The sequence below is a fragment of the Streptomyces sp. NBC_00433 genome (assembly GCA_036015235.1).
Taxonomy (GTDB): Bacteria; Actinomycetota; Actinomycetes; order Streptomycetales; family Streptomycetaceae; genus Actinacidiphila.
In genome coordinates this window covers 1,895,897-1,920,701 of record CP107926.1, presented here as the reverse complement: position 1 = coordinate 1,920,701, position 24,805 = coordinate 1,895,897, and the positions used below count along the sequence as shown (strand labels likewise).

At 72.7% G+C, this 24,805-nt stretch carries 25 protein-coding genes; 10 read left to right on the top strand and 15 right to left on the bottom strand.

The window, feature by feature from the left end:
• Nucleotides 1-111 precede the first annotated feature (111 nt).
• Both OG900_07780 and OG900_07775 read left to right on the top strand, forming a co-directional pair.
• Complete coding sequence (locus tag OG900_07780; protein WUH90020.1) at nt 112-1,074, top strand: SGNH/GDSL hydrolase family protein; 963 nt, start codon at nt 112-114, stop codon at nt 1,072-1,074.
• 47 nt (nt 1,075-1,121) lie between these two features.
• Nucleotides 1,122-1,874, top strand: coding sequence for a ZIP family metal transporter (locus OG900_07775; GenBank protein WUH90019.1), 753 nt, complete (start codon nt 1,122-1,124; stop codon nt 1,872-1,874).
• Here the strand turns inward: OG900_07775 and OG900_07770 are convergent.
• The 3 genes from OG900_07770 to OG900_07760 all read right to left on the bottom strand — a co-directional run bounded on the left by OG900_07770 (nt 1,843) and on the right by OG900_07760 (nt 3,725).
• Nucleotides 1,843-2,604: a hypothetical protein gene (locus OG900_07770; protein ID WUH90018.1), complete on the bottom strand. Its 762-nt coding sequence runs from the start codon at nt 2,602-2,604 to the stop codon at nt 1,843-1,845. The genes OG900_07775 and OG900_07770 overlap by 32 nt on opposite strands.
• A 66-nt stretch (nt 2,605-2,670) precedes the next feature.
• Nucleotides 2,671-3,228 carry an isochorismatase family protein gene (locus tag OG900_07765; GenBank protein WUH90017.1) on the bottom strand — a complete coding sequence of 186 codons (558 nt, stop codon included), beginning with the start codon at nt 3,226-3,228 and terminating at the stop codon, nt 2,671-2,673.
• Complete coding sequence (locus OG900_07760) at nt 3,225-3,725, bottom strand: MarR family transcriptional regulator (protein WUH90016.1); 501 nt, start codon at nt 3,723-3,725, stop codon at nt 3,225-3,227. The genes OG900_07765 and OG900_07760 overlap by 4 nt, the downstream gene beginning before the upstream one ends.
• 147 nt (nt 3,726-3,872) lie before the next feature.
• Between OG900_07760 and OG900_07755 the strand changes: the two genes are divergently transcribed.
• Complete coding sequence (locus OG900_07755) at nt 3,873-5,189, top strand: hypothetical protein (GenBank protein ID WUH90015.1); 1,317 nt, start codon at nt 3,873-3,875, stop codon at nt 5,187-5,189.
• 57 nt (nt 5,190-5,246) lie between these two features.
• Here OG900_07755 and OG900_07750 read toward each other — a convergent pair whose 3' ends face one another.
• The 4 genes from OG900_07750 to OG900_07735 form a co-directional block, all read right to left on the bottom strand.
• Nucleotides 5,247-5,603, bottom strand: a complete 357-nt coding sequence (locus OG900_07750) for a PRC-barrel domain containing protein (protein WUH90014.1) — start codon at nt 5,601-5,603, stop codon at nt 5,247-5,249.
• A 68-nt stretch (nt 5,604-5,671) separates the two neighbouring features.
• On the bottom strand, nt 5,672-6,181 hold the full coding sequence (locus OG900_07745) for a DoxX family membrane protein (protein WUH90013.1): 510 nt from the start codon (nt 6,179-6,181) through the stop codon (nt 5,672-5,674).
• A gap of 54 nt (nt 6,182-6,235) precedes the next feature.
• The gene (locus OG900_07740) at nt 6,236-7,012 is read right to left on the bottom strand and encodes a DUF4239 domain-containing protein (protein WUH90012.1); all 777 of its coding nucleotides are present in this window, start codon (nt 7,010-7,012) and stop codon (nt 6,236-6,238) included.
• A 20-nt stretch (nt 7,013-7,032) separates the two neighbouring features.
• Nucleotides 7,033-7,734 carry a hypothetical protein gene (locus OG900_07735; protein WUH90011.1) on the bottom strand — a complete coding sequence of 234 codons (702 nt, stop codon included), beginning with the start codon at nt 7,732-7,734 and terminating at the stop codon, nt 7,033-7,035.
• 369 nt (nt 7,735-8,103) lie between these two features.
• Here OG900_07735 and OG900_07730 point away from each other — a divergent pair, with 369 nt between their 5' ends.
• The 5 genes from OG900_07730 to OG900_07710 all read left to right on the top strand — a co-directional run bounded on the left by OG900_07730 (nt 8,104) and on the right by OG900_07710 (nt 14,298).
• The gene (locus tag OG900_07730) at nt 8,104-8,946 is read left to right on the top strand and encodes an acyltransferase (GenBank protein ID WUH90010.1); all 843 of its coding nucleotides are present in this window, start codon (nt 8,104-8,106) and stop codon (nt 8,944-8,946) included.
• 4 nt (nt 8,947-8,950) lie between these two features.
• Complete coding sequence (locus OG900_07725) at nt 8,951-10,306, top strand: aspartate aminotransferase family protein (GenBank protein WUH90009.1); 1,356 nt, start codon at nt 8,951-8,953, stop codon at nt 10,304-10,306.
• Nucleotides 10,303-11,709 carry a dihydropyrimidinase gene (gene hydA, locus OG900_07720; protein ID WUH90008.1) on the top strand — a complete coding sequence of 469 codons (1,407 nt, stop codon included), beginning with the start codon at nt 10,303-10,305 and terminating at the stop codon, nt 11,707-11,709. Before OG900_07725 ends, hydA begins: the two co-directional genes overlap by 4 nt.
• A gap of 26 nt (nt 11,710-11,735) precedes the next feature.
• Nucleotides 11,736-12,749: a TIGR03842 family LLM class F420-dependent oxidoreductase gene (locus OG900_07715; GenBank protein WUH90007.1), complete on the top strand. Its 1,014-nt coding sequence runs from the start codon at nt 11,736-11,738 to the stop codon at nt 12,747-12,749.
• 115 nt (nt 12,750-12,864) lie between these two features.
• The gene (locus OG900_07710; GenBank protein ID WUH90006.1) at nt 12,865-14,298 is read left to right on the top strand and encodes an NAD(P)/FAD-dependent oxidoreductase; all 1,434 of its coding nucleotides are present in this window, start codon (nt 12,865-12,867) and stop codon (nt 14,296-14,298) included.
• A gap of 70 nt (nt 14,299-14,368) precedes the next feature.
• On the opposite strand, the gene OG900_07705 is transcribed toward OG900_07710, so the two are convergent.
• A complete protein-coding gene (locus OG900_07705; GenBank protein ID WUH90005.1) occupies nt 14,369-14,674 on the bottom strand; it encodes a hypothetical protein in 306 nt (101 codons plus the stop codon).
• Between the two features lie 326 nt (nt 14,675-15,000).
• On the opposite strand from OG900_07705, the gene OG900_07700 reads away from it, so the two are divergent.
• Entirely contained in the window at nt 15,001-15,465 is a 465-nt protein-coding gene (locus OG900_07700; protein ID WUH90004.1) for an SCP2 sterol-binding domain-containing protein, read from the top strand.
• Nucleotide 15,466: 1 nt separating this feature from the next.
• Here OG900_07700 and OG900_07695 read toward each other — a convergent pair whose 3' ends face one another.
• Nucleotides 15,467-15,970 (bottom strand): NUDIX hydrolase, encoded by a 504-nt coding sequence (locus OG900_07695; GenBank protein ID WUH90003.1) that lies wholly within the window; start codon nt 15,968-15,970, stop codon nt 15,467-15,469.
• Nucleotides 15,971-16,092: 122 nt separating this feature from the next.
• Here OG900_07695 and OG900_07690 point away from each other — a divergent pair, with 122 nt between their 5' ends.
• The gene (locus OG900_07690; protein ID WUH90002.1) at nt 16,093-17,244 is read left to right on the top strand and encodes a glycerate kinase; all 1,152 of its coding nucleotides are present in this window, start codon (nt 16,093-16,095) and stop codon (nt 17,242-17,244) included.
• Between the two features lie 754 nt (nt 17,245-17,998).
• On the opposite strand, the gene pssA is transcribed toward OG900_07690, so the two are convergent.
• The 6 genes from pssA to ccrA form a co-directional block, all read right to left on the bottom strand.
• Entirely contained in the window at nt 17,999-18,850 is an 852-nt protein-coding gene (pssA, locus tag OG900_07685; protein WUH90001.1) for a CDP-diacylglycerol--serine O-phosphatidyltransferase, read from the bottom strand.
• Nucleotides 18,837-19,484: a phosphatidylserine decarboxylase gene (locus tag OG900_07680; protein ID WUH90000.1), complete on the bottom strand. Its 648-nt coding sequence runs from the start codon at nt 19,482-19,484 to the stop codon at nt 18,837-18,839. Before OG900_07680 ends, pssA begins: the two co-directional genes overlap by 14 nt.
• Nucleotides 19,485-19,665: 181 nt before the next feature.
• A complete protein-coding gene (locus tag OG900_07675; protein WUH89999.1) occupies nt 19,666-20,880 on the bottom strand; it encodes an acyl-CoA dehydrogenase family protein in 1,215 nt (404 codons plus the stop codon).
• A 3-nt stretch (nt 20,881-20,883) separates the two neighbouring features.
• A complete protein-coding gene (locus OG900_07670; protein ID WUH95657.1) occupies nt 20,884-21,390 on the bottom strand; it encodes a MaoC family dehydratase in 507 nt (168 codons plus the stop codon).
• 2 nt (nt 21,391-21,392) lie between these two features.
• A complete protein-coding gene (locus OG900_07665) occupies nt 21,393-23,396 on the bottom strand; it encodes a protein meaA (GenBank protein WUH89998.1) in 2,004 nt (667 codons plus the stop codon).
• Complete coding sequence (gene ccrA, locus OG900_07660; GenBank protein ID WUH89997.1) at nt 23,396-24,805, bottom strand: crotonyl-CoA carboxylase/reductase; 1,410 nt, start codon at nt 24,803-24,805, stop codon at nt 23,396-23,398. The genes OG900_07665 and ccrA overlap by 1 nt, the downstream gene beginning before the upstream one ends.

Here is a 24,805-nt window from a genome sequence, read left to right as displayed (position 1 = left end):
GCCGGACGGGAAGTGACGCCCGGGTAGCCTGGCGGCGTCCGGGCCATTGACAGCGCCCCCCGCGGCCCTGAGCCTTGATCGACGTCAGCGTCGACGCAGGGGAGGGGCCACATGGCCGGCAGGTCTGGCACGGGCAGCAGCAGGAGCGCGGCAGCGGGCACGGGGACGCGCCGCAGGGCGGTGGGACTGGGGGCCGCGGCACTCGGCGGGGCGCTCGCGCTGACCGCGGCGGCCGTCACCCCGGCCGCCGCCCACCCCGGCGGGCACCAGGGCGGCGGGCACGGCAAGCCCGCCGTCCACTACGTGGCGCTCGGCGACTCCTACGCCTCGGGCCCCGCCATACCGACCCAGGTCGACGCGAACTGCGCCAGGTCGAACCAGAACTACCCGTCGCTGGTCGCCGCGGCCGGGCACTACGCCGGCTTCACCGACGTCAGCTGCGGCGGCGCCACCACCGTCCAGATGTGGCAGGCCCAGGGCACCAACGGCCCGCAGCTCGACGCCGTCACCCGGGAGACCACCCTGGTCACCCTGCAGATCGGCGGCAATGACATCGGTTTCAGCTCGATCATCGCCACCTGCGCGGGCCTGAGCGTCACCGCCCCCGCGGGCAGCCCCTGCAAGGACCACTACCGGGCGGGCGGCTTCGACCAGCTCACCGTCAACGTCGTCAGGACCGCCCCGAAGGTCGCCGCGGTGCTGCGGGCCGTGCACCGCCAGGCCCCGCACGCCCGGGTCGTCGTCGTCGGCTACCCCGACCTGCTGCCCGACGACGGCGTCGGCTGCTTCCCCGCCGTGCCCTTCGCGGCCGGCGACTTCCCGTATCTGCGGGACACCGAGAAGCAGCTCAACACCATGCTGCGGATCGAGGCGCTCCTCGGCGGCGCCGAATACGTCGACACCTACCGGCCGACCGTGGGCCACGACATGTGCAAGGCGCCCGCGGACCGCTGGATAGAGCCGCTGGTGCCCGCCTCGCCCGCGGCGCCCGCCCACCCCAACGCCACCGGCGAGCGGGTGATGGCGCGGGCCGTGACGGCCCGGGTCGGCGGCCAGGGGCGTTCTCGCGGGTAAGGCGACCCTGAGTCGCGGCCGCGCGCGGCGTCATGGATCATCGATCCATGCCGGTCCTGATAGCCGCGTGCGCCTTCGCGATGACCATGGTCGGCGGAGTCGTCGCCCAGCACATCGGGGACCGCCGCCACCTCGTCCTCGGACTCGCCGCCGGGCTGATGCTCGGCGTCGTCGGATTCGATCTGCTGCCCGAGGCGCTGGAGACCCAGCCGAGGGTGGTCTTCGGAGTGCCCGCGGCGCTGCTGATGTTCGTCGCGGGCTTCCTCGCGCTGCACATCATCGAGCGCTCGGTCGCCATCCACCGCGCCCACGAGGGCGAGTACGCCCCGCACGCTCACGGCCACGGGCACGCGCACGACCCGGTCAAGGGCATCGGGATCACCGCGGCCGCCGCGCTGGTCGGCCACAGCGTCATGGACGGCTTCGCGATCGGCGCCGCCTTCCAGGCCGGCAACACCGTCGGCATCGTGGTCGCCATCGCGGTCGTGGCGCACGACTTCGCCGACGGCTTCAACACGTACACGATCACCCGGATGTACGGGAACGGCCGGCGCCGGGCGCAGCTGCTGCTCGGCGCCGACGCGATCGCCCCGGTGGCCGGCGCGGCCGTGACGCTGGCCTTCACCATCCCGTCCGGGGCGCTCGGGCTCTACCTGGGCTTCTTCGCCGGCTTCCTGCTCTACCTGGCGACCTCCGACATCCTCCCGGAGGCGCACAGCCCGCACCCGTCCAGCTCCACGCTGCTCTGCACGGTGGCGGGCACCGGCATCATGTGGCTGGTGATCGGTCTCGCTGACTGAGCTTCTTGGACGCCGCCACGGCCGGCTTGGTCACATCGGCCACCAGCTCCACCACGTCCGACCCGTAGGCCTGGGAATTCACCACCCGCAGCAGCAGGCAGAAGGTCGAGTCCACCCCGTGCTTGCGGGCCAGCCGCGTGTGGTGCCTGGCCAGATAGCGCACCGCCGCCTGGTTGGCGATACCGCGCTGGCCCGACGACAGGAAGACCGGGCGGTCGTTGCCGGTGTCGCCGGCCGACGCCAGTCGGGCCAGCAGGACGTGCTCGACGGCGCCCTTCTCCAGCCGGTAGGTGTCGCCGCCGACCGTTATCGCGCCCTGCTCGGGACCGGGCGCCGGATCGACGTTGATCTCGATGCCCGGCAGCATGGACCGCAGGTGCGCAGCGAGCCGCAGGTTCTCCGCGGGCCCGCCGATGCAGAATTCGGTGCGGGCGCCGAAGCCCTGCCAGGCCGTGTCGTGCGCGAGCACCTCCGAGTGCGCCCCGCACTCGCCGATCACGGCGGCCAGTTCGAGCAGCGCGAAGGCGTCGTGCCGCGCCACGCTCCAGGTCCGCGAGCCCGGATCGCGCGGCACCACCAGCAGGCACTCGGAGTCCTTCGGCAGTCCGAAGAAGCGCTGCTTGCGGTGCAGCCTGCGCTGCCACAGATAGCCGCGGGCGAACCAGCCGAGCGCCACGCAGACGGCGGCCGCGGCAAGGCCAAGGACGAGATTGCGGAGGTCGTCGCTCATGGCGCGGCATCGTAGCGGTGTTCGAGCGGTGCCGACTACGGGTGGGCCGCGCCACGAGCGGACCGGTCAGGCCGGGAGCAGGCCCAGGATGTCCGCGGTGCTGCCCGTCTCGCCGAGCCGCGGGAAGATCGCGCTGACCGAGCGCTCGTGCGCGGCGGCGTCGGTGTCGGTCACCGCGTCGGTGGCCACCGTGACGTTGTAGCCGTGCTCGTACGCGTCACGGGCGGTGGACTCCACCCCGATGCTGGTGGAGATGCCGCACAGCACGATCTGGGTGACCCCGCGGCGGCGCAGCTCCAGGTCGAGCCCGGTGCCGTAGAAGGCGCCCCACTGCTGCTTCGAGACGGTGATGTCGGACGGCTGCGGGTCCAGCTCGCCGACCAGGTCGGTCCAGCCCTCGGGGAAGGTGACGGAGCCGCCGGGGCCGCCGTCGGTGCGGCCGGGCGCCACACCGGTGACGTTCACCAGCACCACCGGCAGGCCCGCCTTGCGGAAGGCGGCGGCCAGCCGGGCGCTGCGGGCGACGACCTCGTCCGCCGGGTGGGCGGTGGGCAGGGCGACGATGCCGGTCTGCAGGTCTATGGCGACCAGGGCGGTACGGGGGTCGAGGGTGGTGGCGCTCATTGCGGGACATCTCCTGTGGGTGCGGTGCGGTGCGGGTCGTGCGGTGGGCCGTCGTACGGGTCGTGCGGTGACTCCACCAGCCGGCGGAGCAGCGGGAGGGCGCAGGCCAGCGCGCGGTGCTCCTCCGGGGTGAGCCGGGCCTCGATCGCCTGCGCCAGCCAGCCGCGGCGGGCGGCCCGGCCGGAGCCCAGCAGGCCGGCGCCCTCGGCGGTCAGCGAGAAGACCACCTGCCGGCCGTCGGTCGGGTGCGGGGCGCGGACGACGAGCCCGCGCTCCTCCAGGGCGGCCAGCGTCAGCCGCATCGACTGCGGCCTGACCAGCTCGCCGCGGGCGAGCCCGGCCGTCGTCGCCGGACCCTCCCTCCCCAGCCGCCCCATCACCGACTGCTGCGACGGGGTCAGCTCGGCGGCCGCGGACGCCGCCCGCAGCCGTCTGCTGAGCTGGGCGACCAGCGTGGTCAGCTCGTCTGCGGTACGGGCGCGGTCGGCTCTCGGCATGGCTCCACCGTAGGAGTCCGGCAGGGAAACTTACAAGTTTGCCTGCCGATCCGCGGCGGCTTCCGCGGCGGATCCTGTCACCGCCAGAAAACCGTCCGTAGCAGCGCCGTAACGCACCGGGTGTCCAATGCCGGTCGGGAGGCTTCGGTGACGGCGGATTTCACGTACTACTTCCGGTCCCTGGTGGCGGCGCTCGGCGAACGGCCCGGCTGGTACGGCCTGTACGCCCAACGCGAGCCCGGTCCCGCCCGCGACCACGAGACCGGGCGGGAGATCCCGCCCTGGGACGTGGTCAGAACCGTCCTGCGCGACCTCGCGGTCAACTCCGGCGCCGAGGACATCGACCCGGCGGAGGCGTCCAGGGCCTACGCCCTGCACCGCGCCGCCCTCGCCGCGGAGGACGCCGCCCCCGACGCCGCCGCCCGCCTGCGCGGCCGCCTCGCCGAGGCCACCCGCGCCCGCGAGTCCGCGGCCTCCCGGGCCCGCGAGTCCGCCCGCGCCTACGCCCGGCACCCCACCTCGGCCCGCGCCCAGTCCCTCGCCTGGACCCGGGACGACCTGACCCGCACCACCGCCCGCTGCACGACCCTCCACCAGCGGCTCGCCGCCGTGGCTCCCGCCGACCCCGAGCCGGTCGAGTCGCCGGGCGCGCCCGTGCCCGCGGCGCCGCGGGGGGCGCGCTTCGCGAGGGCGCCGCGGTCGGACGGGGGGCCGGCGTCGGCGGGCGCGGTTCCCGTGACGCCGTCCGCGGCGGACCACGAGGCGTCCGCGTCCGCCCCGCGGGGGGCGCGCTTCGCAGGCGCCCCGCGGACCGGCGTGCAGTCCGCGCCCCCGGCCGCCGAGCCCGCGGCACGCCAGGTGCCCGCGCCCAGGATGCCGCGCGGGGCGCGCTTCGCCGGGGCGCCGCAGGCGGCACCGGAGCCCGCGCAGCCGGCCGCCGACCCCCGGTGGGCCGCCGAGGCGCGCGCCGAGGCCGCCAGGCTCGGCCAGTTGCGGCGCACGGGTGAGAGCGGCGCCGCCTACCTCGTCCTGGCTGCGGCCGCGGAAGGACCCGCCGACCGTCTGCCCTACGTCGTACGGGAACTGGAGCGCACCGGCCTCGCCGCCGACGTGGCGACCCTGCTCTGGGAGATCGCCGCGCTGCCGCCGCGGCCGGTCGCGGAAGCCGTCTCCGCGCTGGCCGCCGCCGGGCGCGGTCCGCACTCCCGCACCCTGCTGCACCAGGTCGCCGCCCGCTCGGCAGGGGACGTCGCCGTGGTCGCCGACCTCCTGCACAGCGGCGGCCGCACGGCCGAGGCCGGCGAACTCCTCGAAACCGTCGCCCGCGGCAGGACCGCGGAAGCCGCGGCCGCGGTGGCCCGCGCCCGCCCGTCCCTCACCGACCCCCTGCTCGCCGCCGCGGCCCGGGTCTCCCCGCCCTGCCACCGCGACCTGGCCGCGGCCCTGCACCGCGGCGCGCGCTGAGACCCCGCGCGCTTCCTGGCGCGGCGGGGTCGGCGGTGCGGATTCAGCGGTGCGGATTCAGCGGCGGGCGAGCTGCCGCTCGCCGTTGGCCCCCGGCTTGTAGGTGAGGCCGTAGTGCTCGAAGATCGCCGGCTCGTCCTCGGCCGGCAGCACAGCGTCCGTGCCGATCCAGGGCGCGGACTTGACCAGCTCCTTGTCGTAGCCGACCTTCACGTAGCCCGGCCCGACCTGTGCGTCGTCCAGCGGCACGAAGACCAGCCGGTGCCGGGTGGGCATCCCCACCCGGACGGTGCCCATCGCGGGCTCGTCGGTGCTGGTGTCCACGTAGACGGACTCCAGGATGCCGATCCTGTGGCCCCCGGGATCGAGGACGTCTTCGTTGCGCCACTCGCGGATGTCCCCGATGCGGATCATGGTGCGGTCCCTTCACACGGCCGGACGGCCCCGGCTTCCTGCTTCAAGCCTTCCCCGGACCGCCGGTCTCAGCGCGTCGGGAGCCGGTCGCGTACGCCGCCCGCCAGATCCCGCGCACCGTCCGCGAGACCGTCCGCCGCGTGCCGGGTGCCGCGCCGGGTCCGGTAGGCGAGCGACGGCTTGCCGTGCGTGTCGGCGGCGGCGAGCAGCACCCCGCCGAGCACCGAAAGCCCGGCGAAGAACCTGGCGCGCTGCCGCGCCCGCTCGTCGGGGTCGGCGACCGTCCACCACGGATCGACCGCCAGCACGGCGGGCAGCAGGCTGACCGACAGCGCGAGCGCCGCCGCGCGGGGCAGCCGGCCGAGCGCCAGCAGCCCGCCGGCGCCCAGTTGCAGGGCGCCGGTGATCCTGACCAGTTGCTCGGCGTCCTGCGGCAGCCGCAGGACACGTTCGGTGAGGGGCAGCGCGGTCGGCGTCACGTCGGGCGCCTGCGCCTCGGGGCTGCGCAGCGCCGCATAGCCGCCGACGACGAAAGTCGACGCGAGAAGGGGGCGGGCGAACTTCCTGAGTACGGCCATGTCGGGCGTCTTCCCCGGCGGCGGGCCCCGACACATGGCTGCCCGGGACACGGTTCACCGCTGCCGGCCGTCCATCTGGTCGAAGCGGGTCTCGGCGAAGACGAAAGCCGTGCGGCTGACGCCGAAGGGCTCGCGGAAAGGGTGGTTGAGCTGGGCCGCGAGGACGATCGCGAAGGCGACGGCGGCGCCGGCGAAGGAGTGGGCGGCGATGTGGCGGGCGGTGGTGGTGAGGCCGAGGACCGCGGGGAAGGCGATCAGGAAGCCGCCCGCGCCGACCATCGCGAGCCAGATCACCCGGGGTATGCCGGCCTTGACCGCGGCGGCCCGATCGGTGCGGGTTTCGTACACGGTCGCCAGCGCGGACTGGGCCGCGGCCTTGGCCGCCTGCTGGTCGGGCCGGGGGGCGGCGGCGGTGCGTACGGCGGCGCGGACCCGGTCGAGCGCCTGCCAGGCCGCGAGGCTGGTCCGCCCGCGCGCCAGCTCGGGGAATTCCGTGGTGCGGACGTCCGCGGTGTACTGCCGCAGCAGCCCGCGCACCGCCGTGCGGTCGGCGGCGGTGAGGCCGCCCGCGGCCCAGTAGGTGTCGGTGAGCGCCCGCTCCTCGTCGTACGTACCGCTGCGCGCGCTGCTGAGCGCCGACCAGCTCCCCGCGACCTGGAAGCCGGTCAGCAGGATGAAGGAGCTGAGCAGGACCGCGCCGATCAGGGACAGCGCCTGCCCGCCGATCTCCCCTTCGGCGGTGACGCCTCCCGCGCCGAGGAAGCGGCCGAGGCAGAAGGCGAAGGCGGCACCGCCGAGGGTGAACAGCAGGGGGAGGGCGTAGGAGGACATGGGACTCCCAGGGGTCGGTTTCAGTGCCGGCGCCGGATGTGGCGGTAGGGGAGTGCCGCGAGCACGGCAGGCAGGACGACGACCGCCATCGTCAGCAGCCACCAGCGCGCGGCCTCGCCCGAAGCCCGGTCGTACGGCTCGGCGGCGACCGGCGGCGGTGTATGTCCGGCGGGGCCGGGCGGCACGGGCGGCGGCGGGCCGCTGGTGGACGCGGTGGTGGGCCCGGTGGCAGCCGAGGCGGTGGCGGGGTGCGGCGACTCCCTCGCGGCGGGCACGGCGGGCCGGGAGGCGACCGGCGGCAGGGGCCGCGAGGGCGCCGCCGCCGACGCGGAGGCCGTGCCCGGAGCCGTGCTCGGCGGCACCGTGGAAGGCACCGTCGAAGGCGTCGAGGGCGGGGGAGGCGTCGTCGGCGGCGTCGTGGGCGGCGTGGTAAATGGCGGCGCCGTCGGCGGCGGCTGCGCCACCCCGCACGGCCCCCCGATCCGCACCGTGATGTGCCCGATCGGCAGCACGGGCAGGGCGCCCCCCAGCCGCACCACCCCCGTCACGTGCCCGCCGGGCCCGCAGCTGACCAGCAGGATTCCGCATCCGGCGCCCGGAGCGCAGCCGACGGTCACCGTCACCCCGCCCGCGGCCGGCGCGGGCCCGGCCGACAGCACCAGCAGCGCCGCCGCCAGCCCGGCGGCAGCCGGCAGGACCCGCGTATGACGTACGGCTTTCACGATCAGTACGGTAAATGCGCATATCCCACTCGCTCAGCCGAATGGCGGACTATGGCGGGAAGTGCGCACCGGCCCGTCCCCGCCGTTCGATTCGCCGCGCCCGGCCCGGTCCGGCCCGCCGCGTCCCCCCACGCGCCCCGGCCGTCGCAGGACCGCACCCCTCGAACGCCCGCCTCCCGCGTCATGGGCGGGATCAGGCCACCACGCCCGCCAGTGCGCCGTATGGGTCGGGCGGGGGCGAAACATGGGTGACGTCAGGCGGTAACGGCGGGGGCCTTGTCAGAGTGGGGCGAGGGATCTACGTTCGTCGGACGGCGGGGATCTACGTGCGTAGAACCGGCGTGACGTCACGTCAGAGGAGCTGCTGTCATGAGCAATGTCGTGCGTGCCGCGCTCGTCCAGGCGACCTGGACCGGCCACACCGAGACGATGATCGCCAAGCATGAGGAACATGCCAGGGCCGCCGCCGCGCAGGGCGCGAAGGTGATCGGCTTCCAGGAGGTCTTCAACGCCCCCTACTTCTGCCAGGTGCAGCAGGCCGAGCACTACCGCTGGGCGGAACCGGTGCCGGACGGGCCGACCGTGCTCAGGATGCGCGAACTCGCCCGGGAGACGGGCATGGTGATCGTCGTGCCGGTCTTCGAGATCGAGCAGCCGGGCGTCTACTTCAACACCGCCGCGGTCATCGACGCGGACGGCAGCTTCCTCGGCAAATACCGCAAGCACCACATTCCGCAGGTGACCGGCTTCTGGGAGAAGTACTACTTCAAACCGGGCAATCTCGGCTGGCCGGTCTTCGATACCGCGGTCGGCAGGATCGGCGTCTACATCTGCTACGACCGGCACTTCCCGGAGGGCTGGCGCGCACTGGGCCTCGCGGGCGCCCAACTCGTCTACAACCCGAGCGCCACCAGCCGCGGCCTGTCGGCTTACCTGTGGCAGCTGGAGCAGCCGGCCGCCGCCGTCGCCAACGAATACTTCGTCGCCGCGATCAACCGGGTCGGCCGCGAGGAGTACGGCGACAACGACTTCTACGGCACCAGCTACTTCGTGGACCCGCGCGGGCAGTTCGTCGACGGCACCGCCTCCGACACCAAGGAGGAACTGCTGGTCCGCGACCTGGACTTCGGCCTGATCGACGAAGTCCGCCAGCAGTGGGCCTTCTACCGCGACCGCAGGCCCGACGCCTACGGCGACCTGACGGAGGGCTGAGCCGATGGCCACCGAGACCGCGGGCGCGCACGCCGCACTGCACGCCAGGCACCGGGCCGTACTGCCCGACTGGCTGGCGACGTATTACGCGCAGCCGATCGAGCTGACGCACGGCGAGGGCCGGCACGTCTGGGACGCCGAGGGCAACCGCTACCTGGACTTCTTCGGCGGCATCCTCACCACGATGACCGCGCACGCCCTGCCCGAGGTCGCCGCTGCCGTCGCCGAGCAGGCCGGGAAGCTGCTGCACTCCTCGACGCTGTATCTGAGCAGCCAGGCCGTGGAACTGGCCGAGCGGATCGCCCGGCTGTCCGGCATCCCCGACGCCCGCGTCTTCTTCACCACCTCAGGCACCGAGGCCAACGACACGGCCCTGCTGCTGGCGACGGCCTACCGCAGCTCCAACCAGATCCTCGCGCTGCGCAACAGCTACCACGGCCGGTCCTTCAGCGCGATCGGCATCACCGGCAATTCAGCCTGGTCGCCGACCAGCCTGTCCCCGCTGCAGACGCTCTACGTGCACGGCGGGGTGCGCAGCCGCGGGCCCTACGCGCACCTGTCGGACGCCGAGTTCATCTCCGCCTGCGTGGCCGACCTGGAGGACGTGCTCGGGCAGGCGGGCGGCCAGGTCGCCGCATTGATCGCCGAACCCGTCCAGGGCGTCGGCGGTTTCACCCTGCCGCCCGACGGGCTGTTCGCGGCCTTCAAGCAGGTGCTCGACCGGCACGGCATCCTGTGGATCACCGACGAGGTGCAGACCGGCTGGGGCCGTACCGGCGAGCACTTCTGGGGCTGGCAGGCGCACGGCAAGGCCGGGCCGCCCGACATCCTCACCTTCGCCAAGGGCGTCGGCAACGGCATGTCGATGGGCGGGGTGGTGGCCCGCGCCGACGTGATGAACTGCCTGACCGCCAACTCGATCTCCACCTTCGGCGGCAGCCCGGTCACCGCCGCGGCGGCGCTCGCCAACCTGGGCTACCTCATCGACCACGACCTGCCGGGCAACGCCCGCCGGGTCGGCGGCCTGCTGAAGGCCAGGATCGAGTCGGTGTCCGCCGGCCTCGGCGTGGTCCGCGAGGTGCGCGGGCGCGGCCTGATGCTGGGCGTCGAACTGGTCGTGCCCGGCACCGACCAGCCGTCCGCGCAGGCCGCGGGACTGGTCCTGGAGGCCGCCCGCGAGCAGGGCCTGCTCATCGGCAAGGGCGGCAGGGCCGGCAATGTGCTGCGGATCGCCCCGCCGCTGTCGCTGACCGTCGCCGAGGCGGAGGAGGGCGCCGCGGCGCTCGAAGCGGCGCTGAAGGCGGCGCAGAACGCACTGGAGAGCCCGCAGAGCACCGCCACGGGAGGCGTCACCGTATGAGCACCGGCACCCGTACCGTCGTCCGCGGCGGCCTGGTCGTCACCGCCGCCGACGAGATGCACGCCGACGTCCTGATCGAGGGCGGCAGGATCGCCGCGCTCGCCGCCCACGACAGCGACACCGCGGCCGGCTGGACCGCGGACACCGTCATCGACGCCACCGGGAAGTACGTCATCCCCGGCGGTGTCGACGGGCACACCCACATGCAGATGCCCTTCGGCGGCACCACCGCGTCCGACACCTTCGAGACCGGCACCAGGGCCGCCGCCTGGGGCGGCACCACCACCATCGTGGACTTCGCCATCCAGGGCGTCGGCGAGTCGCTGCGCGCCGGACTCGACGCCTGGCACGCCAAGGCCGACGCCCAGTGCGCCGTCGACTACGGCTTCCACATGATCGTCGCCGACGTCAACGACAAGACGCTCGCCGAGATGGACACCCTGGTCGAGGAGGGCGTCACCAGCTTCAAGATGTTCATGGCCTACCCGGGGGTCTTCTACAGCGACGACGGGCAGATCCTGCGCGCCATGCAGCGCGCCTCGGGCAACGGCGGCCTGGTGATGATGCACGCCGAGAACGGCATCGCCATCGACGTCCTGGTCCAGCAGGCGCTCGCCGCCGGGAAGACCGACCCCCGCTACCACGGCGAGGTGCGCCACGCGCTGCTGGAGGCCGAGGCCACCCACCGCGCCATCCAGCTCGCCCGGGTGGCCGGCTCGCCGCTCTACGTCGTGCACGTCTCCGCCGAGCAGGCCGTCGCCGAACTGGCCGCCGCCCGCGACCTGGGCCTGCCGGTCTTCGGCGAGACCTGCCCGCAGTATCTCTTCCTGTCCACCGACAACCTGGCCGAGCCGGACTTCGAGGGCGCCAAATACGTGTGCAGCACGCCGCTGCGCCCGCGCGAGCACCAGGCCGCGCTGTGGCGGGGGCTGCGCACCGACGACCTCCAGGTGGTGTCCACCGACCACTGCCCCTTCTGCTTCACCGGGCAGAAGGAGATGGGCCGCGGCGACTTCTCGAAGATCCCCAACGGCATGCCGGGGGTGGAGCACCGGATGGACCTGCTCCACCAGGCCGTGGTAGACGGGCACATCACCCGCCGCCGCTGGATCGACATCGCCTGCGCCGCCCCCGCCCGGATGTTCGGCCTCTACCCGCGCAAGGGCACCATCGCCCCGGGCGCCGACGCCGACGTGGTCGTCTACGACCCGCACGCCGAGCAGACGGTCTCCGCGAGCACCCACCACATGAACGTCGACTACTCCGCCTACGAGGGCCGGACCCTCACGGGCCGGGTCGAGACCGTGCTGTCCCGCGGCGTCCCGGTCATCGAGGAACGCGCCTTCGTCGGCAGGGCCGGGCACGGGCAGTACACCCCGCGCGGCATCTGCCAGTACCTGTAGCCACCCGTCACCTAAGGAGTGCGGCCATGGACTTCGGCCTCGTGCTGCAGACCGACCCGCCCGCGTCCGACGTCGTCGAACTGATGCGGCGTGCCGAGCGCAACGGCTTCACCCACGGCTGGACCTTCGACTCCGCCGTGCTGTGGCAGGAGCCCTTCGTCATCCACAGCCGCATCCTGGACCACACCGAGCGGCTCACCGTCGGCACCATGGTCACCAACCCGGGCACCCGCACCTGGGAGGTGACCGCGTCCACCTTCGCCACCCTCAACTCGATGTACGGCAACCGCACGATCTGCGGCATCGGCCGCGGCGACTCGGCGATGCGGGTCGCCGGCCGGCCGCCCAACACGCTGGCCAGGCTCGGCGAGGCCATCACCGCCATCCGCGACCTCGCCGAGGGCCGGGAGGCCCTGGTCGACGGCACCGCGGTGCGGCTGCCGTGGGTCGAGGACGGCAGGCTGCCGGTGTGGATGGCCGCGTACGGCCCCAAGGCGCTGGCCATGGCGGGGGAGCTGGCCGACGGCTTCATCCTGCAACTGGCCGACGTCTACCTCACCGAGTGGATGGTCAAGGCGGTGCGCGCCGCCGCGGCCGCCGCGGGCCGCGACCCGGCGTCCGTCACCGTCTGCGTCGCCGCCCCCGCCTACGTCACCGCCGACGACTCGCCGGAGGCGCTGGCGCACGCCCGCGAGCAGTGCCGCTGGTTCGGCGGCATGGTCGGCAACCACGTCGCCGACCTGGTCGCCCGCTACGGCGAGCACTCCGCCCTGGTCCCGGACGAGTTGACCGCGTACATCAAGCAGCGGCACGGCTACGACTACTCCCACCACGGCCGCAGCGGCAATCCCGACACCGCCTTCGTGCCCGACGACATCGTGGACCGCTTCTGCCTGATCGGCCCGCCGCAGGCCCATGTCGCCAAGCTCAAGGCCCTGCGCGACCTGGGCGTCGACCACTTCGCCGTCTACGACATGCACGACGCCAAGGAGTCGACGATCGACGCCTACGGCGAGCAGGTGATCCCGGCGATGTCATGAGGGCGGCGGCCGTACGGGGTGCGGAACCACAGTGCCCCGGCGTCTGGTTGGATGGCGCCATGGGCAACGGAGTCGGTGTGCAGGAGAACCCGGCGGGCCGGACGGCGGCCCGGTCGTGAGGCGGGCCGTGGTCGCCGACGCGGTCGTCGTCGGAGCGGGACCCAACGGGCTGACCGCCGCGGTCGAGCTGGCCCGCGCGGGCCTGAGCGTGCAGCTCTACGAGGCCGCGGACACCGTCGGCGGCGGCGCGCGCACCGAGGAGCTGACGCTGCCGGGCTTCCGGCACGACCCGTGCTCCGCCGTGCACCCCTTCGGCATCGGCTCGCCCGCCTTCCAGGCACTGCCGCTGGCCCGGCACGGCCTGGAGTGGGTGCAGCCCGAGGTGCCGATGGCGCACCCCTTCCCCGACGGCACCGCCGCGGTGCTCGGCCGTACGGTCGGCGAGACCGCCGCGTCCCTCGGGCCGCGCGACGCGGGCACCTACCGCAAGCTGATGGCGCCCTATATCGGCCACTGGGACGCCATCGCGGCGGACTTCTTCCGGCCGCCGTGGGCCGGCATACCCCGCGACCCCTACCGCTTCCTGCGCTTCGGGCTGACCGGCACCCCGCCGGCCGCGCTGCTGGCGCTGCGCTTCCGCGACGCCAAGGCCAGGGGGCTGCTCGCCGGGCTCGCCGGGCACGCGATCTCGCGGCTGGGCCAGCCCTTCACCGGCGCGCTGGCCATGATGTTCGCGCTCGCCGCCCACGAGCGCGGCTGGCCGGTGGCCCGCGGCGGCTCGCAGTCGATCTCCGACGCGCTGGCCGGGTATCTGACCGAGCTGGGCGGCGAGATCCGCACCGGCGTGACCGTGCGCAAGCTCGACGAGCTGCCACCGGCCCGCGCCTACGTCTTCGACACCTCGCCGACCGCGCTGGCCAGGATCGCCGCGCTCGGCGACGCCTACCGCGGCTACCGCTACGGCCCCTCGGTCTTCAAGATCGACTACGCCCTGGACGGCCCCGTCCCGTGGACGGCGGAGGCGGCGCGGCGGGCCGGCACCGTGCACATCGGCCCGACCTACACCGAGATCGGCGACGCCCTGAACCGGGCGGTCACCGGGCGCCCGCCGCACACCCCGTTCCTGATCACCTCGCAGCCCACCGTGGTGGACCCGACCAGGGCGCCGGAGGGCAAGCACGTCTTCTGGGCGTACGGCCACGTGCCGCACGACTGGCACGGCGACGCCACCGACGCCGTCGAGCGGCAGATCGAGCGCTTCGCGCCGGGATTCCGCGATCTGGTGCTGGCCCGCGCGACCACCGGCCCCGCGGGGCTCGCCGCGCGCAATGCCAACTACGTGGGTGGGGACGTGGCCTGCGGCGCCTTCGCCGGCATCCAGGCGGTGCTGCGCCCGCGGCTCGCCGCGGTGCCCTACGCGACCCGGCGGCCCGGGGTCTTCCTGTGCTCGTCGGCGACCCCGCCGGGCCCCGGAGTGCACGGTATGAGCGGGCACAACGCGGCCGGCGCGGTCCTGCGGCACCTGCGGCGCTCGGCGGCCGGGCGCTGACACCGCTGCCGGCGCCGCCCTGGACGCCGCCCCTGGCGGGAGGCGGCGCCGGACCGGGCGGCAGTTGCGGTCAGGGAGCGTACGGCGACTGGGCGCCGGCCGGCGCCGCGTAGCCCTGCGGGGCGGCGAAGCGCACCTCGGACAGCGCCTTCTTCACGATGATCTTGTTGAAGTAGCCGGCACCGAAGAAGATGCACTGCACGACGTACCAGAACTTCTCGGCGCCGGTCATCTCGACCAGGCCGTACTCCGACAGCGCCTTCTTCCCCGGGACCTTCGACAGGTAGGCGGCACCGAAGTAGATGCAGCCGAGGACGTACCAGAACTTCTCCCACGAGGTGTTCTCGCCGTTGCCGAGGGTCTGGGACTGGGACATGGGACACGCGCCTTTCGATGGTGGAACGCAAGCGGTGGGGACGGGGGCAGCCCGGCAGACACGACATGCGGCCGCAGCGGGCCGCAGTGGGGTGGGGGGCATGCCGAAGAAGGCGGCTCAAGCCGCAAGACACCCGTTTCCGCAGGCGGTTACGGGTGCCGAACCGGAAGCATAGGGGTAAAGGTTGCTCTGTGTCGCCGCTTTCCGCACCATTCGTGGATCTTCCGCGGGAGCGGTCACGACCGGGGGGTGCGGGTTGTCACCGGGGCGTACGGAAACTAGGCTTACCCGCCGGTAAGTTTACGCTGGAGTAAGGACGGTGGCCGATGGCCGCACTGGACGATCTCGACCTGGAGACCCTGGACTTCGGCTCGGTCGAGCCCGTTGAATTCGCCCGGATCGTCAAGGGCACGCCCACCCGGCGGATCGCCGAGCTGATGAGCGGCGAGCAGCGTCGCCGGGTGCTCGACGAGGTCTTCGGCCGGATGCACACCCTCTTCAAGCCCGACGCGGCCGCCGGCAGGGACGCGCTGATCCGCTGGCGCATCACCGACGGCGACGAGGACGACGTCTACGAGACCCACATCGGCGGCGGCACCTGCACGGTGACCCCCGAGCGCACCGACCGCGAGCCGCAGCTCAGCCTCACCATGGCCGCGCCGGAATTCCTCCGCCTCGTGTCGGGCAACGCGTCAGGCCCCACGCTCTTCTTCACCCGCAAGCTCAAGGTCAAGGGCGACATCCGGCTGGCCGGCGGCCTGACCTACTACTTCGACATCCCCAAGCCCTGAGTCACTCCTTCACGGCCACCGGGCGGCCGTTCACCAGCTCGGCGGCGCCGGCGCCCGCGTCCAGCGCCGCCAGGGCGGCCCGCAGCCTGCCGAGCTGGCCGGGCGCGAAGAAGCGGTCCAGCTCCGCGGGCGCGGCCAGCCGCCACGAGTCCAGCTCCTCCTCCTGCACACGGACCGCGGCCAGCTGCTCCGGCGACAGCACCCCGCCGTCGAAGAGGAAGCTCACCGACGGCGGCCGCCCGGGGCCCGAGGACCAGTCGACCACCAGCAGCGCGCCCGGCTCCACGTCGAGCCCGATCTCCTCCAGGGTCTCCCGCCGCGCACCCTCCCGCGGCGTCTCGTCCAGGTCCGACTCGATCGTGCCCCCGGGCAGCGTCCACGTCCCGTCGTCCCGGTAGTTCGGCTCCACGATCAGGATCCGCCCGTCCGCCGAACGGCACAGCATGCTGGCGCCGGCGAGGATCTTCGGAAGGCCGGCGATGTAGGTCGCGAAATCCATGGTCATGCCGCCAATTTACGGCGCCGGGCCCGCCGACGGGCCGTGTTCGTACGACCACGGGCAGCGTCGCCGACGGGCACGGCGGCCCCGCCGGGATAGGGTCCGAAAGGCGCGACGTTCCGTACCGGATGGAGAAGACCAAGGTGTCCGACACCGCAGGAAGTTCGACCGGGCGCGTTCTGATCGCCGCCGACAAGTTCAAGGGCTCGCTGACCGCGGTGCAGGTGGCGGGGCATGTCATGGCCGGCCTGCGCTCCGTCGTCCCCGGCCTCGACGTGGCCGCGCTGCCCGTGGCCGACGGCGGCGACGGGACGGTCGACGCGGCGGTCGCCGCCGGTTTCGAGCGGCGGACGGTACGCGTCACCGGGCCGCTCGGCGAGCCCGTCGAAGCCGCTTACGCGCTGCGCGACGGCACCGCCGTGATCGAGATGGCCGAGGCCTCCGGGCTGCGGCACCTGCCGCCCGGGGACTTCGCACCGCTCACGGCCACCACCTACGGCACCGGGGAGCTGCTGCGGGCCGCCCTCGACGCCGGGGCCCGCACGATCGTGCTCGGCGTCGGCGGCAGCGCCACCAACGACGGCGGCGCGGGCATGCTCAGCGCGCTGGGCGCGCGGCTCCTCGACGCCTCGGGTGCCCCGGTGGCGCCCGGCGGCGCCGCGCTGGCCGGCCTCGCCACCGCCGACCTCGGCGGGCTCGACCCGCGGCTGGCCGCCACCGACGTGGTGCTCGCCAGCGACGTCGACAACCCGCTGCTCGGGCCGAAGGGCGCGGCGGCCGTCTACGGCCCGCAGAAGGGCGCGTCGCCCGCCGACGTCGCCGTCCTGGACGCGGCCCTCGCCCGCTACGCCGAGGTGCTCGACGCCACCGCGGAGGCCGAGGCGCCCGGCGCCGGCGCCGCCGGCGGTATCGGCTTCGGTGCCCTGGTCGGCCTGCGCGCGGCCTTCCGGCCCGGCATCGACGTGCTGCTCGACGTCCTCGGCTTCGAGGCGGCCCTCGACGGCGTCACGCTCGTCATCACCGGTGAGGGTTCCCTCGACGAGCAGACCCTCCACGGCAAGGCCCCCGCCGGCGTCGCCCGCGCGGCCCGCGCCCGCTCCATCGACGTGGTGGCCGTCTGCGGCCGCCTCAGCCTCCCCCCGGCCGCCCTCGGCGCCGCCGGCATCCGCCGCGCCTACGCCCTCTCCGACCTGGAGCCCGACACCTCCCGCTCCATGTCCGACGCCGGCCCCCTCCTCGAACACCTGTCCGCCAACCTGGCCCACGACTTCCTGACCTGACCCATCCCCTGCGGGGCCGCGCCCCTGGTGGCCACCCTCCGCGCCGGGGCCGCGCCTCAGACGGGTGCCCTCTGCGGCTGGGCCGCGCCCTCAGGTGGGTGCCCTCTGCGGCGGGGCCGAGCCCTCAGGGGCGCGGGGCTGCATCTGATGTGCGGCTGGCGCCGCGTGGGCGCGACCGGCCGTCGACGGGCCGCGGGTCGCCAGCGGCCGCAAGGGGCTGTTCCTGTCGTATCCGGACCACCGGCCGGTAGTGGGCTGAGCGCGCCGTTCCCCGCGCCCCTGGTGGGTGCCCTCTGGGGCGGGGCCGAGCCCTCAGGGGCGCGGGGCTGCATCTGATGTGCGGCTGGCGCCGCGTGGGCGCGACCGGCCGTCGACGGGCCGCGGGTCGCCAGCGGCCGCAAGGGGCTGTTCCTGTCGTATCCGGACCACCGGCCGGTAGTGGGCTGAGCGCGCCGTTCCCCGCGCCCCTGGTGGGTGCCCTCTGGGGCGGGGCCGAGCCCTCAGGGGCGCGGGGCTGCATCTGATGTGCGGCTGGCGCCGCGTGGGCGCGACCGGCCGTCGGCAAGCTGCACGTCGCCGCCGGCCGCAAGGGGCCGTTTCTGTCGGATCCGGCCACCGACCGCAGGAGGGGCTGCTCGGTGGGGCCGGACCACCGGCCGCAGAAGGGCCGCGCCGCAGGCAAAAGCACCCCCCGGCCGCGGGAAGCGGCGGAGGGTGCCAGAGGGGGTCCCGGGGGAAACCCCCGGGCGCGGGGCTAGCGGATGGCCTCGGCTCGCGCCTCGCGGCGATTGGCCCGGATCGTGTTCACCCGGCGCGTCGTGGCGAAGCAGGGGATGACCGCGGCGGCCAGGCACTGGAGCGCCGCACCGGTCTGGAGGAGCTGGTGGCCGCCGGGGGCGTCCAGGGTCCAGGCGGTGAGGCATCCCATGCTGACCAGGATCCAGGCCAGCGTGACGACGGCCAGCCGCCCGCGCGGCTTGGGGTACTCGACCCGGCTCACCATCAGCCAGGCCACGCCCACGATCGCCGCGATGGTCGGCGCGAAGGGCAGTTCGAGGAGCACCACGGACACCACGGTCATCGCCCCGAAGGGGCTGGGCATGCCCTGGAAGACGCCGTCCCGCAGCGTCGTGCAGGAGAAGCGGGCCAGCCGCAGCACCACCGCGAGCACGACGAGCACCGCGGCGACCGCGGACACCTTGCCGTAGGCGTCGTCGGCGACCAGGCCCCAGACGACCACGAAATACGCCGGGGCGAGCCCGAAGCTGATCAGGTCGGAGAGGTTGTCCAGCTCCGCGCCCATCGCCGAGCTGCGCAGCTTGCGCGCGACGAGCCCGTCGAAGAGGTCGAAGACCGAGGCGAGCAGCATCAGCGTGACCGCCGTGGCGGCGCTGTGCTTCGACATGCCGCCGTCACTCGTGCCCATCAGGTGCGGGACGAGCACGCCCGTGGTGGTGAAGTACACCGCCATGAAGCCGCAGATCGCGTTGCCGAGGGTGAGCGCGTCGGCGATGGACAGCCGGGTCGACAGGGGGAGGTCGTCGACCTCGTCCTGCAGCTCGGAGACCCAGGTGGACTGCGCCGTGTCCGAATCAGTCACGGTCAAGGCGTGTCACCCCAGCCGTGGTGGTCTGCCCGACCTCGACACCCGCTTCGATCCCGGCCGGCAGGTAGACGTCGACCCGGGAGCCGAAGCGGATCAGCCCGATCCGCTCGCCCTGCTCGACCTTGCAGCCGCGCGGCACGTACGGCACGATCCGCCGCGCGACCGCCCCGGCGATCTGCACCATCTCGATGTCGCCGGCCTCGGTGTCGAAGTGCCAGACCACCCGCTCGTTGTTCTCGCTCTCCTTGTTGAACGCCGGTACGTACCCGCCGGGGATGTGCTCGACGGAGGTGACCGTGCCGGTGAGCGGGGCCCGGTTGACGTGGACATTCAACGGGCTCATGAAGATCGCGACGCGGGTGCGCCCGTCCTTCCACGGCATGATGCTCTGGACCACGCCGTCGGCCGGGCTGATCACCCGGCCTTCGGCGACCTCCCGCTCGGGGTCGCGGAAGAACCACAGCATCCCGGCCGCGAGCACCGTGGCGGGGACGGCCACGGTTGCCCAGCGGCCGGAGCGCCGCGCCTTGGCGAGGGAGACCGCGGCGGTGGCCACGGTCGGCAGGAGCCACGGTGATGCGCCACGTGCGAGGCGGACCCGGCCGCGTGGAGCAGGGGAATGGCTGTGGGGCATGGAAGACCTTCGTAGCGGAGGATGCCGCGAATTACTTCTGGGGACGGCGGCTTTGCTCGATGGTATCGGCTGACACCGGCAACTGGGCAAGCGCAAGGGCGAGTCGATGGCTGGTTCCGGTGGCGTCGGGCATGACACAGTGTGACCTTCGCCTCGTATAAATCCGATCAAATCCGGACATTCATCCCTGGATTCGGTACTCCTCCAAGAGCCTCCTGCCGATGATCATTTTCTGGATCTCTGCGGTTCCCTCGCCGATCAGCAGCATCGGAGCCTCCCGGTAGAGCCGCTCGATCTCGTACTCCTTGGAGAAGCCGTAGCCGCCGTGGATGCGGAAGGCGTCCTCCACGACCTCTTTGCAGAACTCTGACGCCAGATATTTCGCCATCCCGGCTTCCAGGTCGTTGCGCTCGCCGGAATCCTTCTTGCGTGCGGCATTGACCATCATCTGGTGCGCCGCCTCCACCTTGGTGGCCATTTCGGCGAGCTTGAACTGGATCGCCTGGTGCTCGGCGATGGCCTTGCCGAAGGTGTGCCGTTGCTGTGCGTAGGAGATGCCCAGCTCGAAGGCCCTTTTTGCGACACCGCAGCCGCGGGCGGCCACGTTGACCCGGCCCACCTCGACCCCGTCCATCATCTGGTAAAAGCCGCGCCCGCCGGCCCCGCCCAGCACGCGGTCGGCGGGCACCCGCACGTCCTGGAGGATCAGCTCGGTGGTGTCGACGCCCTTGTAGCCCATCTTGTCGATCTTGCCGGGCACGGTCAGACCGGGGACCGAGGGATTTGGCCCGAAGCCGGGCTCCTTCTCGATCAGGAAGGTCGTCATCGACCGGTGCGCGGGCGCGTCGTCCGGCTGCCCCTCGTCGGTGCGGCACAGCACTGCCACCAGGTTCGACGAGCCGCCGTTGGTCAGCCACATCTTCTGCCCGTTGACGACGTAGCAGTCCCCGTCGCGCACGCCCCTGGTGCGGATCGCCGATACGTCGGAGCCGAGCTCCGGCTCCGACATCGAGAAGGCGCCGCGCACCTCGCCGGCCGCCATTCGCGGCAGGAAATGCTCCTTCTGCTCCTGCGTCCCGTGCTGCTTGATCATGTACGCGACGATGAAATGCGTGTTGATGATGCCCGACACGCTCATCCAGCCGCGGGCGATCTCCTCCACGGTCAGCGCGTAGGTCAGCAGTGATTCCCCGAGGCCGCCGTACTCCTCGGGGATCATCAGGCCGAAGATGCCCAGTTCCTTGAGTCCCTCGACGATGTCGGTGGGGTATTCGTCACGGTGTTCGAGTTCGGTGGCGACCGGCAGGATCTCCTTGTCCACGAAACTACGGACGGTGGAGAGGATCTCCTGCTGGACGTCGGTCAGCCCGTCGGTCCGCGCGAGTCGGTCGGCCATCTGTCAGTTCCCCTCCGGCTGCGGGCGGCCGGGTTGTTCCCCGCCCCGCTGCTCGATGTACGTGGCGGTGGGCACCATCACCTTGCGGCGGAAGACGCAGACCAGGGTGCCGTCCTGGTTGTGCCCGCGGGTCTCGACCTGGACGATGCCGCGGTCGCTCTTGGACTTCGACGGCCACTTGTCCAGCACCGTCGTCTCGCCGTAGACGGTGTCGCCGTGGAAGGTCGGTGCCACATGCCGCAGCGACTCGACCTCAAGGTTGGCGATGGCCTTTCCCGACACGTCAGGCACCGACATGCCGAGCAGCAGCGAGTAGACGTAGTTCCCGACCACCACATTGCGGCCGAAGTCGGTCGCCTTCTCCACGTAGTTGGCATCCATGTGCAGCGGGTGGTGATTCATCGTGAGGAGGCAGAAGAGGTGGTCGTCGTATTCCGTGACCGTCTTTCCCGGCCAGTGTTTGTATACGGCACCGACCTCGAACTCCTCATATGTGCGGCCGAACTGCACAGTCATACCTCCAGCTTGTTCGCGAGCCGGATCTCGTCCACGATCCGGCCGATGATCCCGGTGATACCGAAGTCCTTGGGTGTGAACACCGCCGCCACACCGGCGGCCTTCAACACGGTCGCGTCCGCGGCCGGAATGATGCCGCCGACGACCACCGGGATGTCGTCCACCCCCGCCCTGCGCAGCCGCTCCAGCACGTCGGGCACCAGCGCGGCGTGCGACCCGGACAGGATCGACAGGCCCACGCAGTGCACATCCTCGGCGACCGCGGCCGACACGATCTGCTCGGGGGTCAGCCTGATCCCCTGGTAGACCACCTCGAAACCGGCGTCCCTGGCGCGTACCGCTATCTGCTCGGCGCCGTTGGAGTGCCCGTCGAGGCCCGGCTTGCCGACCAGCAGCCGCAGCCGCCCGCCGCCCAGCTCCTTCGCGGTCGCCGCCACCTTGCGGCGTACGTCGGCCAGCGGGCTGCCGTCCTCCGCCGACACCGCGACCGGCGCGGCGCCCACCCCGGTCGGGGCGCGGTATTCGCCGAAGACGTCCCGCAGCGCCCAGGACCACTCGCCGGTCGTCACGCCCGCCCGCGCGCAGTCCAGCGTCGCCGCCATCAGGTTCTCCGTGCCGGCCGCCGCCGACCGCAGCGCGTCCAGCGCGGCCTGCGCGCGCGGCTCGTCGCGGGCCAGCCGCCAGCCGTGCAGCGCGGCCACCACCCGGGCCTCGTTCGCCGGGTCGACCGTCATGATCGCGGTGTCCAGGTCGGCGGTCAGCGGGCTGGGCTCGGTGCCCTCATGGATGTTGACACCGACGATCTTCTCCTCGCCCGACTCGATCCTCGCCCGGCGCGCGGCGTGCGAGGCGACCAGCTCGGACTTCAGATAGCCGGACTCGACGGCCGCCATCGCGCCGCCCAGCTCCTCGATGTGCGCCATCTCGGCGGTCGCCCGCTCCACCAGCTCGGCGACCTTCGCCTCGACCACATGGCTGCCGTCGAAGATGTCGGCGTATTCGAGCAGGTCGCTCTCGTGCGCCAGCACCTGCTGTATGCGCAGGCTCCACTGCTGGTCCCACGGCCTGGGCAGGCCCAGCGCCTCGTTCCAGGCGGGCAGCTGGACCGCGCGGGCGCGGGCGTCCTTGGACAGTGTGACGGCCAGCATCTCCAGCACGATGCGCTGCACGTTGTTCTCCGGCTGCGCCTCGGTCAGGCCCAGCGAGTTGACCTGCACGCCGTACCGGAAGCGCCGGTGCCTGGGGTCCTCGATGCCGTAGCGCTCCCGTGTGACGGTGTCCCAGATACGCCCGAAGGCCCGCATCTTGCACATCTCCTCGACGAAGCGGACGCCGGCGTTGACGAAGAAGGAGATCCGGCCGACCACCTCGCCCCTGCGCTCCTGCGGCACCTGCCCCGACGCGAAGACCGCGTCGAGCACCGCGACCGCGGTGGACATCGCGTAGGCGATCTCCTGCACGGGCGTGGCCCCGGCCTCCTGCAGGTGGTAGCTGCAGATGTTGATCGGGTTCCACCGCGGCATGTGGTGGACGGTGTACGTGATCATGTCCGTGGTCAGCCGCAGCGACGGCACCGGCGGGAAGACATGCGTACCGCGGGACAGGTACTCCTTGACGATGTCGTTCTGGGTGGTTCCCTGGAGGGCGGTGATGTCCGCTCCCTGCTCCTCCGCGACCACCTGGTAGAGCGCCAGCAGCCACATGGCGGTGGCGTTGATGGTCATCGAGGTGTTCATCCGCTCCAGCGGGATGTCCTCGAACAGCCGCCGCATGTCGCCGAGGTGCGCGACCGGCACCCCGACCCTGCCGACCTCGCCGCGGGCCAGGACGTGGTCGGCGTCGTAGCCGGTCTGCGTCGGCAGGTCGAAGGCCACGGACAGGCCGGTCTGGCCCTTGTCGAGGTTGCTGCGGTAGAGCGCGTTGGAGGCCTCGGCGGTGGAGTGCCCGGCGTAGGTCCGCATGAGCCAGGGGCGGTCCTTGCTGCCCGGTGCGGCGGTCATCAGGCGACCCTGCCGCGCTCGCCGGCCTGTTCCGCTGACGCGTCACGGCTGTGCTCGTCGGTCCGCTCCGCTGACGCGTCACGGAACAAATTGATCGCCGGGAGGTGCTGGTCTCGCAGGGCCGGGTTCGTCACGCCCATGCCCTCCTCGGGGGCCAGCGCCAGGACGCCGACCTTGCCGTGGTGGAGGTTGCGGTGGACGTCGTAGGCGGCCTGGCCGGTTTCCGCCAGGCTGTAGGTGCGCGACAGGGTCGGGTGGATCTTGCCCTTGGCGACCAGCCGGTTGGCCTCCCACGCCTCGCGGTAGTTGGCGAAGTGCGAGCCGACGATCTTCTTGAGGCTCATCCACAGGTAGCGGTTGTCGTATTCGTGGGTGTAACCGCTGGTGGAGGCGCAGGTGACGATCGTGCCGCCCTTGCGGGTCACGTAGACCGAGGCGCCGAAGGTCTCCCTGCCGGGGTGCTCGAAGACGATGTCGACGTCCTCGCCGTCGGTCAGTTCGCGGATGCGGCCGCCGAAGCGCTTCCACTCGCGGGGGTCCTGGGTGTGCTCGTCGCGCCAGAAGCGGTAGCCGTCCGCGCTGCGGTCGATGACCGCGTTCGCGCCCATGCGGTGGCAGATATCCGCCTTCTCCGGGCTGGAGACGACGCAGATCGGGTTGGCGCCGCCGGCCAGCGCGAACTGCGTGGCGTAGGAGCCGAGTCCGCCGCTGGCGCCCCAGATCAGGACGTTGTCGCCCTGCTTCATGCCGGCGCCGTTGCGGGAGACCAGCTGGCGGTAGGCGGTGGAATTGACCAGGCCAGGTGCGGCCGCCTCCTCCCAGCTCAGGTGCTCCGGCTTGGGCATCAGCTGGTTGGACTTGACCAGGGCGATCTCGGCCAGGCCGCCGAAGTTGGTCTCGAAGCCCCAGATCCGCTGCTCGGGGTCGAGCATCGTGTCGTTGTGGCCGTCGGCCGACTCCAGCTCCACGCTCAGGCAGTGCGCGACGACCCGGTCGCCGGGCTTCCACTTGTTCACCCCGGGGCCGGTGCGCAGCACCACGCCCGACAGGTCGGAGCCGATGACGTGGTAGGGCAGGTCGTGCCGCTTGCCCAGCGGCGACAGGCGGCCGTAGCGCTCCAGGAAGGCGAAGGTCGAGACCGGCTCGAAGATCGAGGTCCAGACCGAGTTGTAGTTCACCGAGCTGGCCATCACCGCGACCAGGGCCTCGCCGGGGCCGATCTCCGGCACCGGCACCTCGTCGAGGTGCAGCGAGCTGCGCGGGTCCTTGTCCCGGGTGGCCAGGCCGGCGAACATCTCCGCCTCGTCCTTGTGCACGGTGACCGCGCGGTAGGAGGTGGGCATCTTCAGTGCCGCGAAGTCGGCGGCCGTGGTGTCGGTTTCGAGGATCGCGTCCAGGATTTCCTTCAT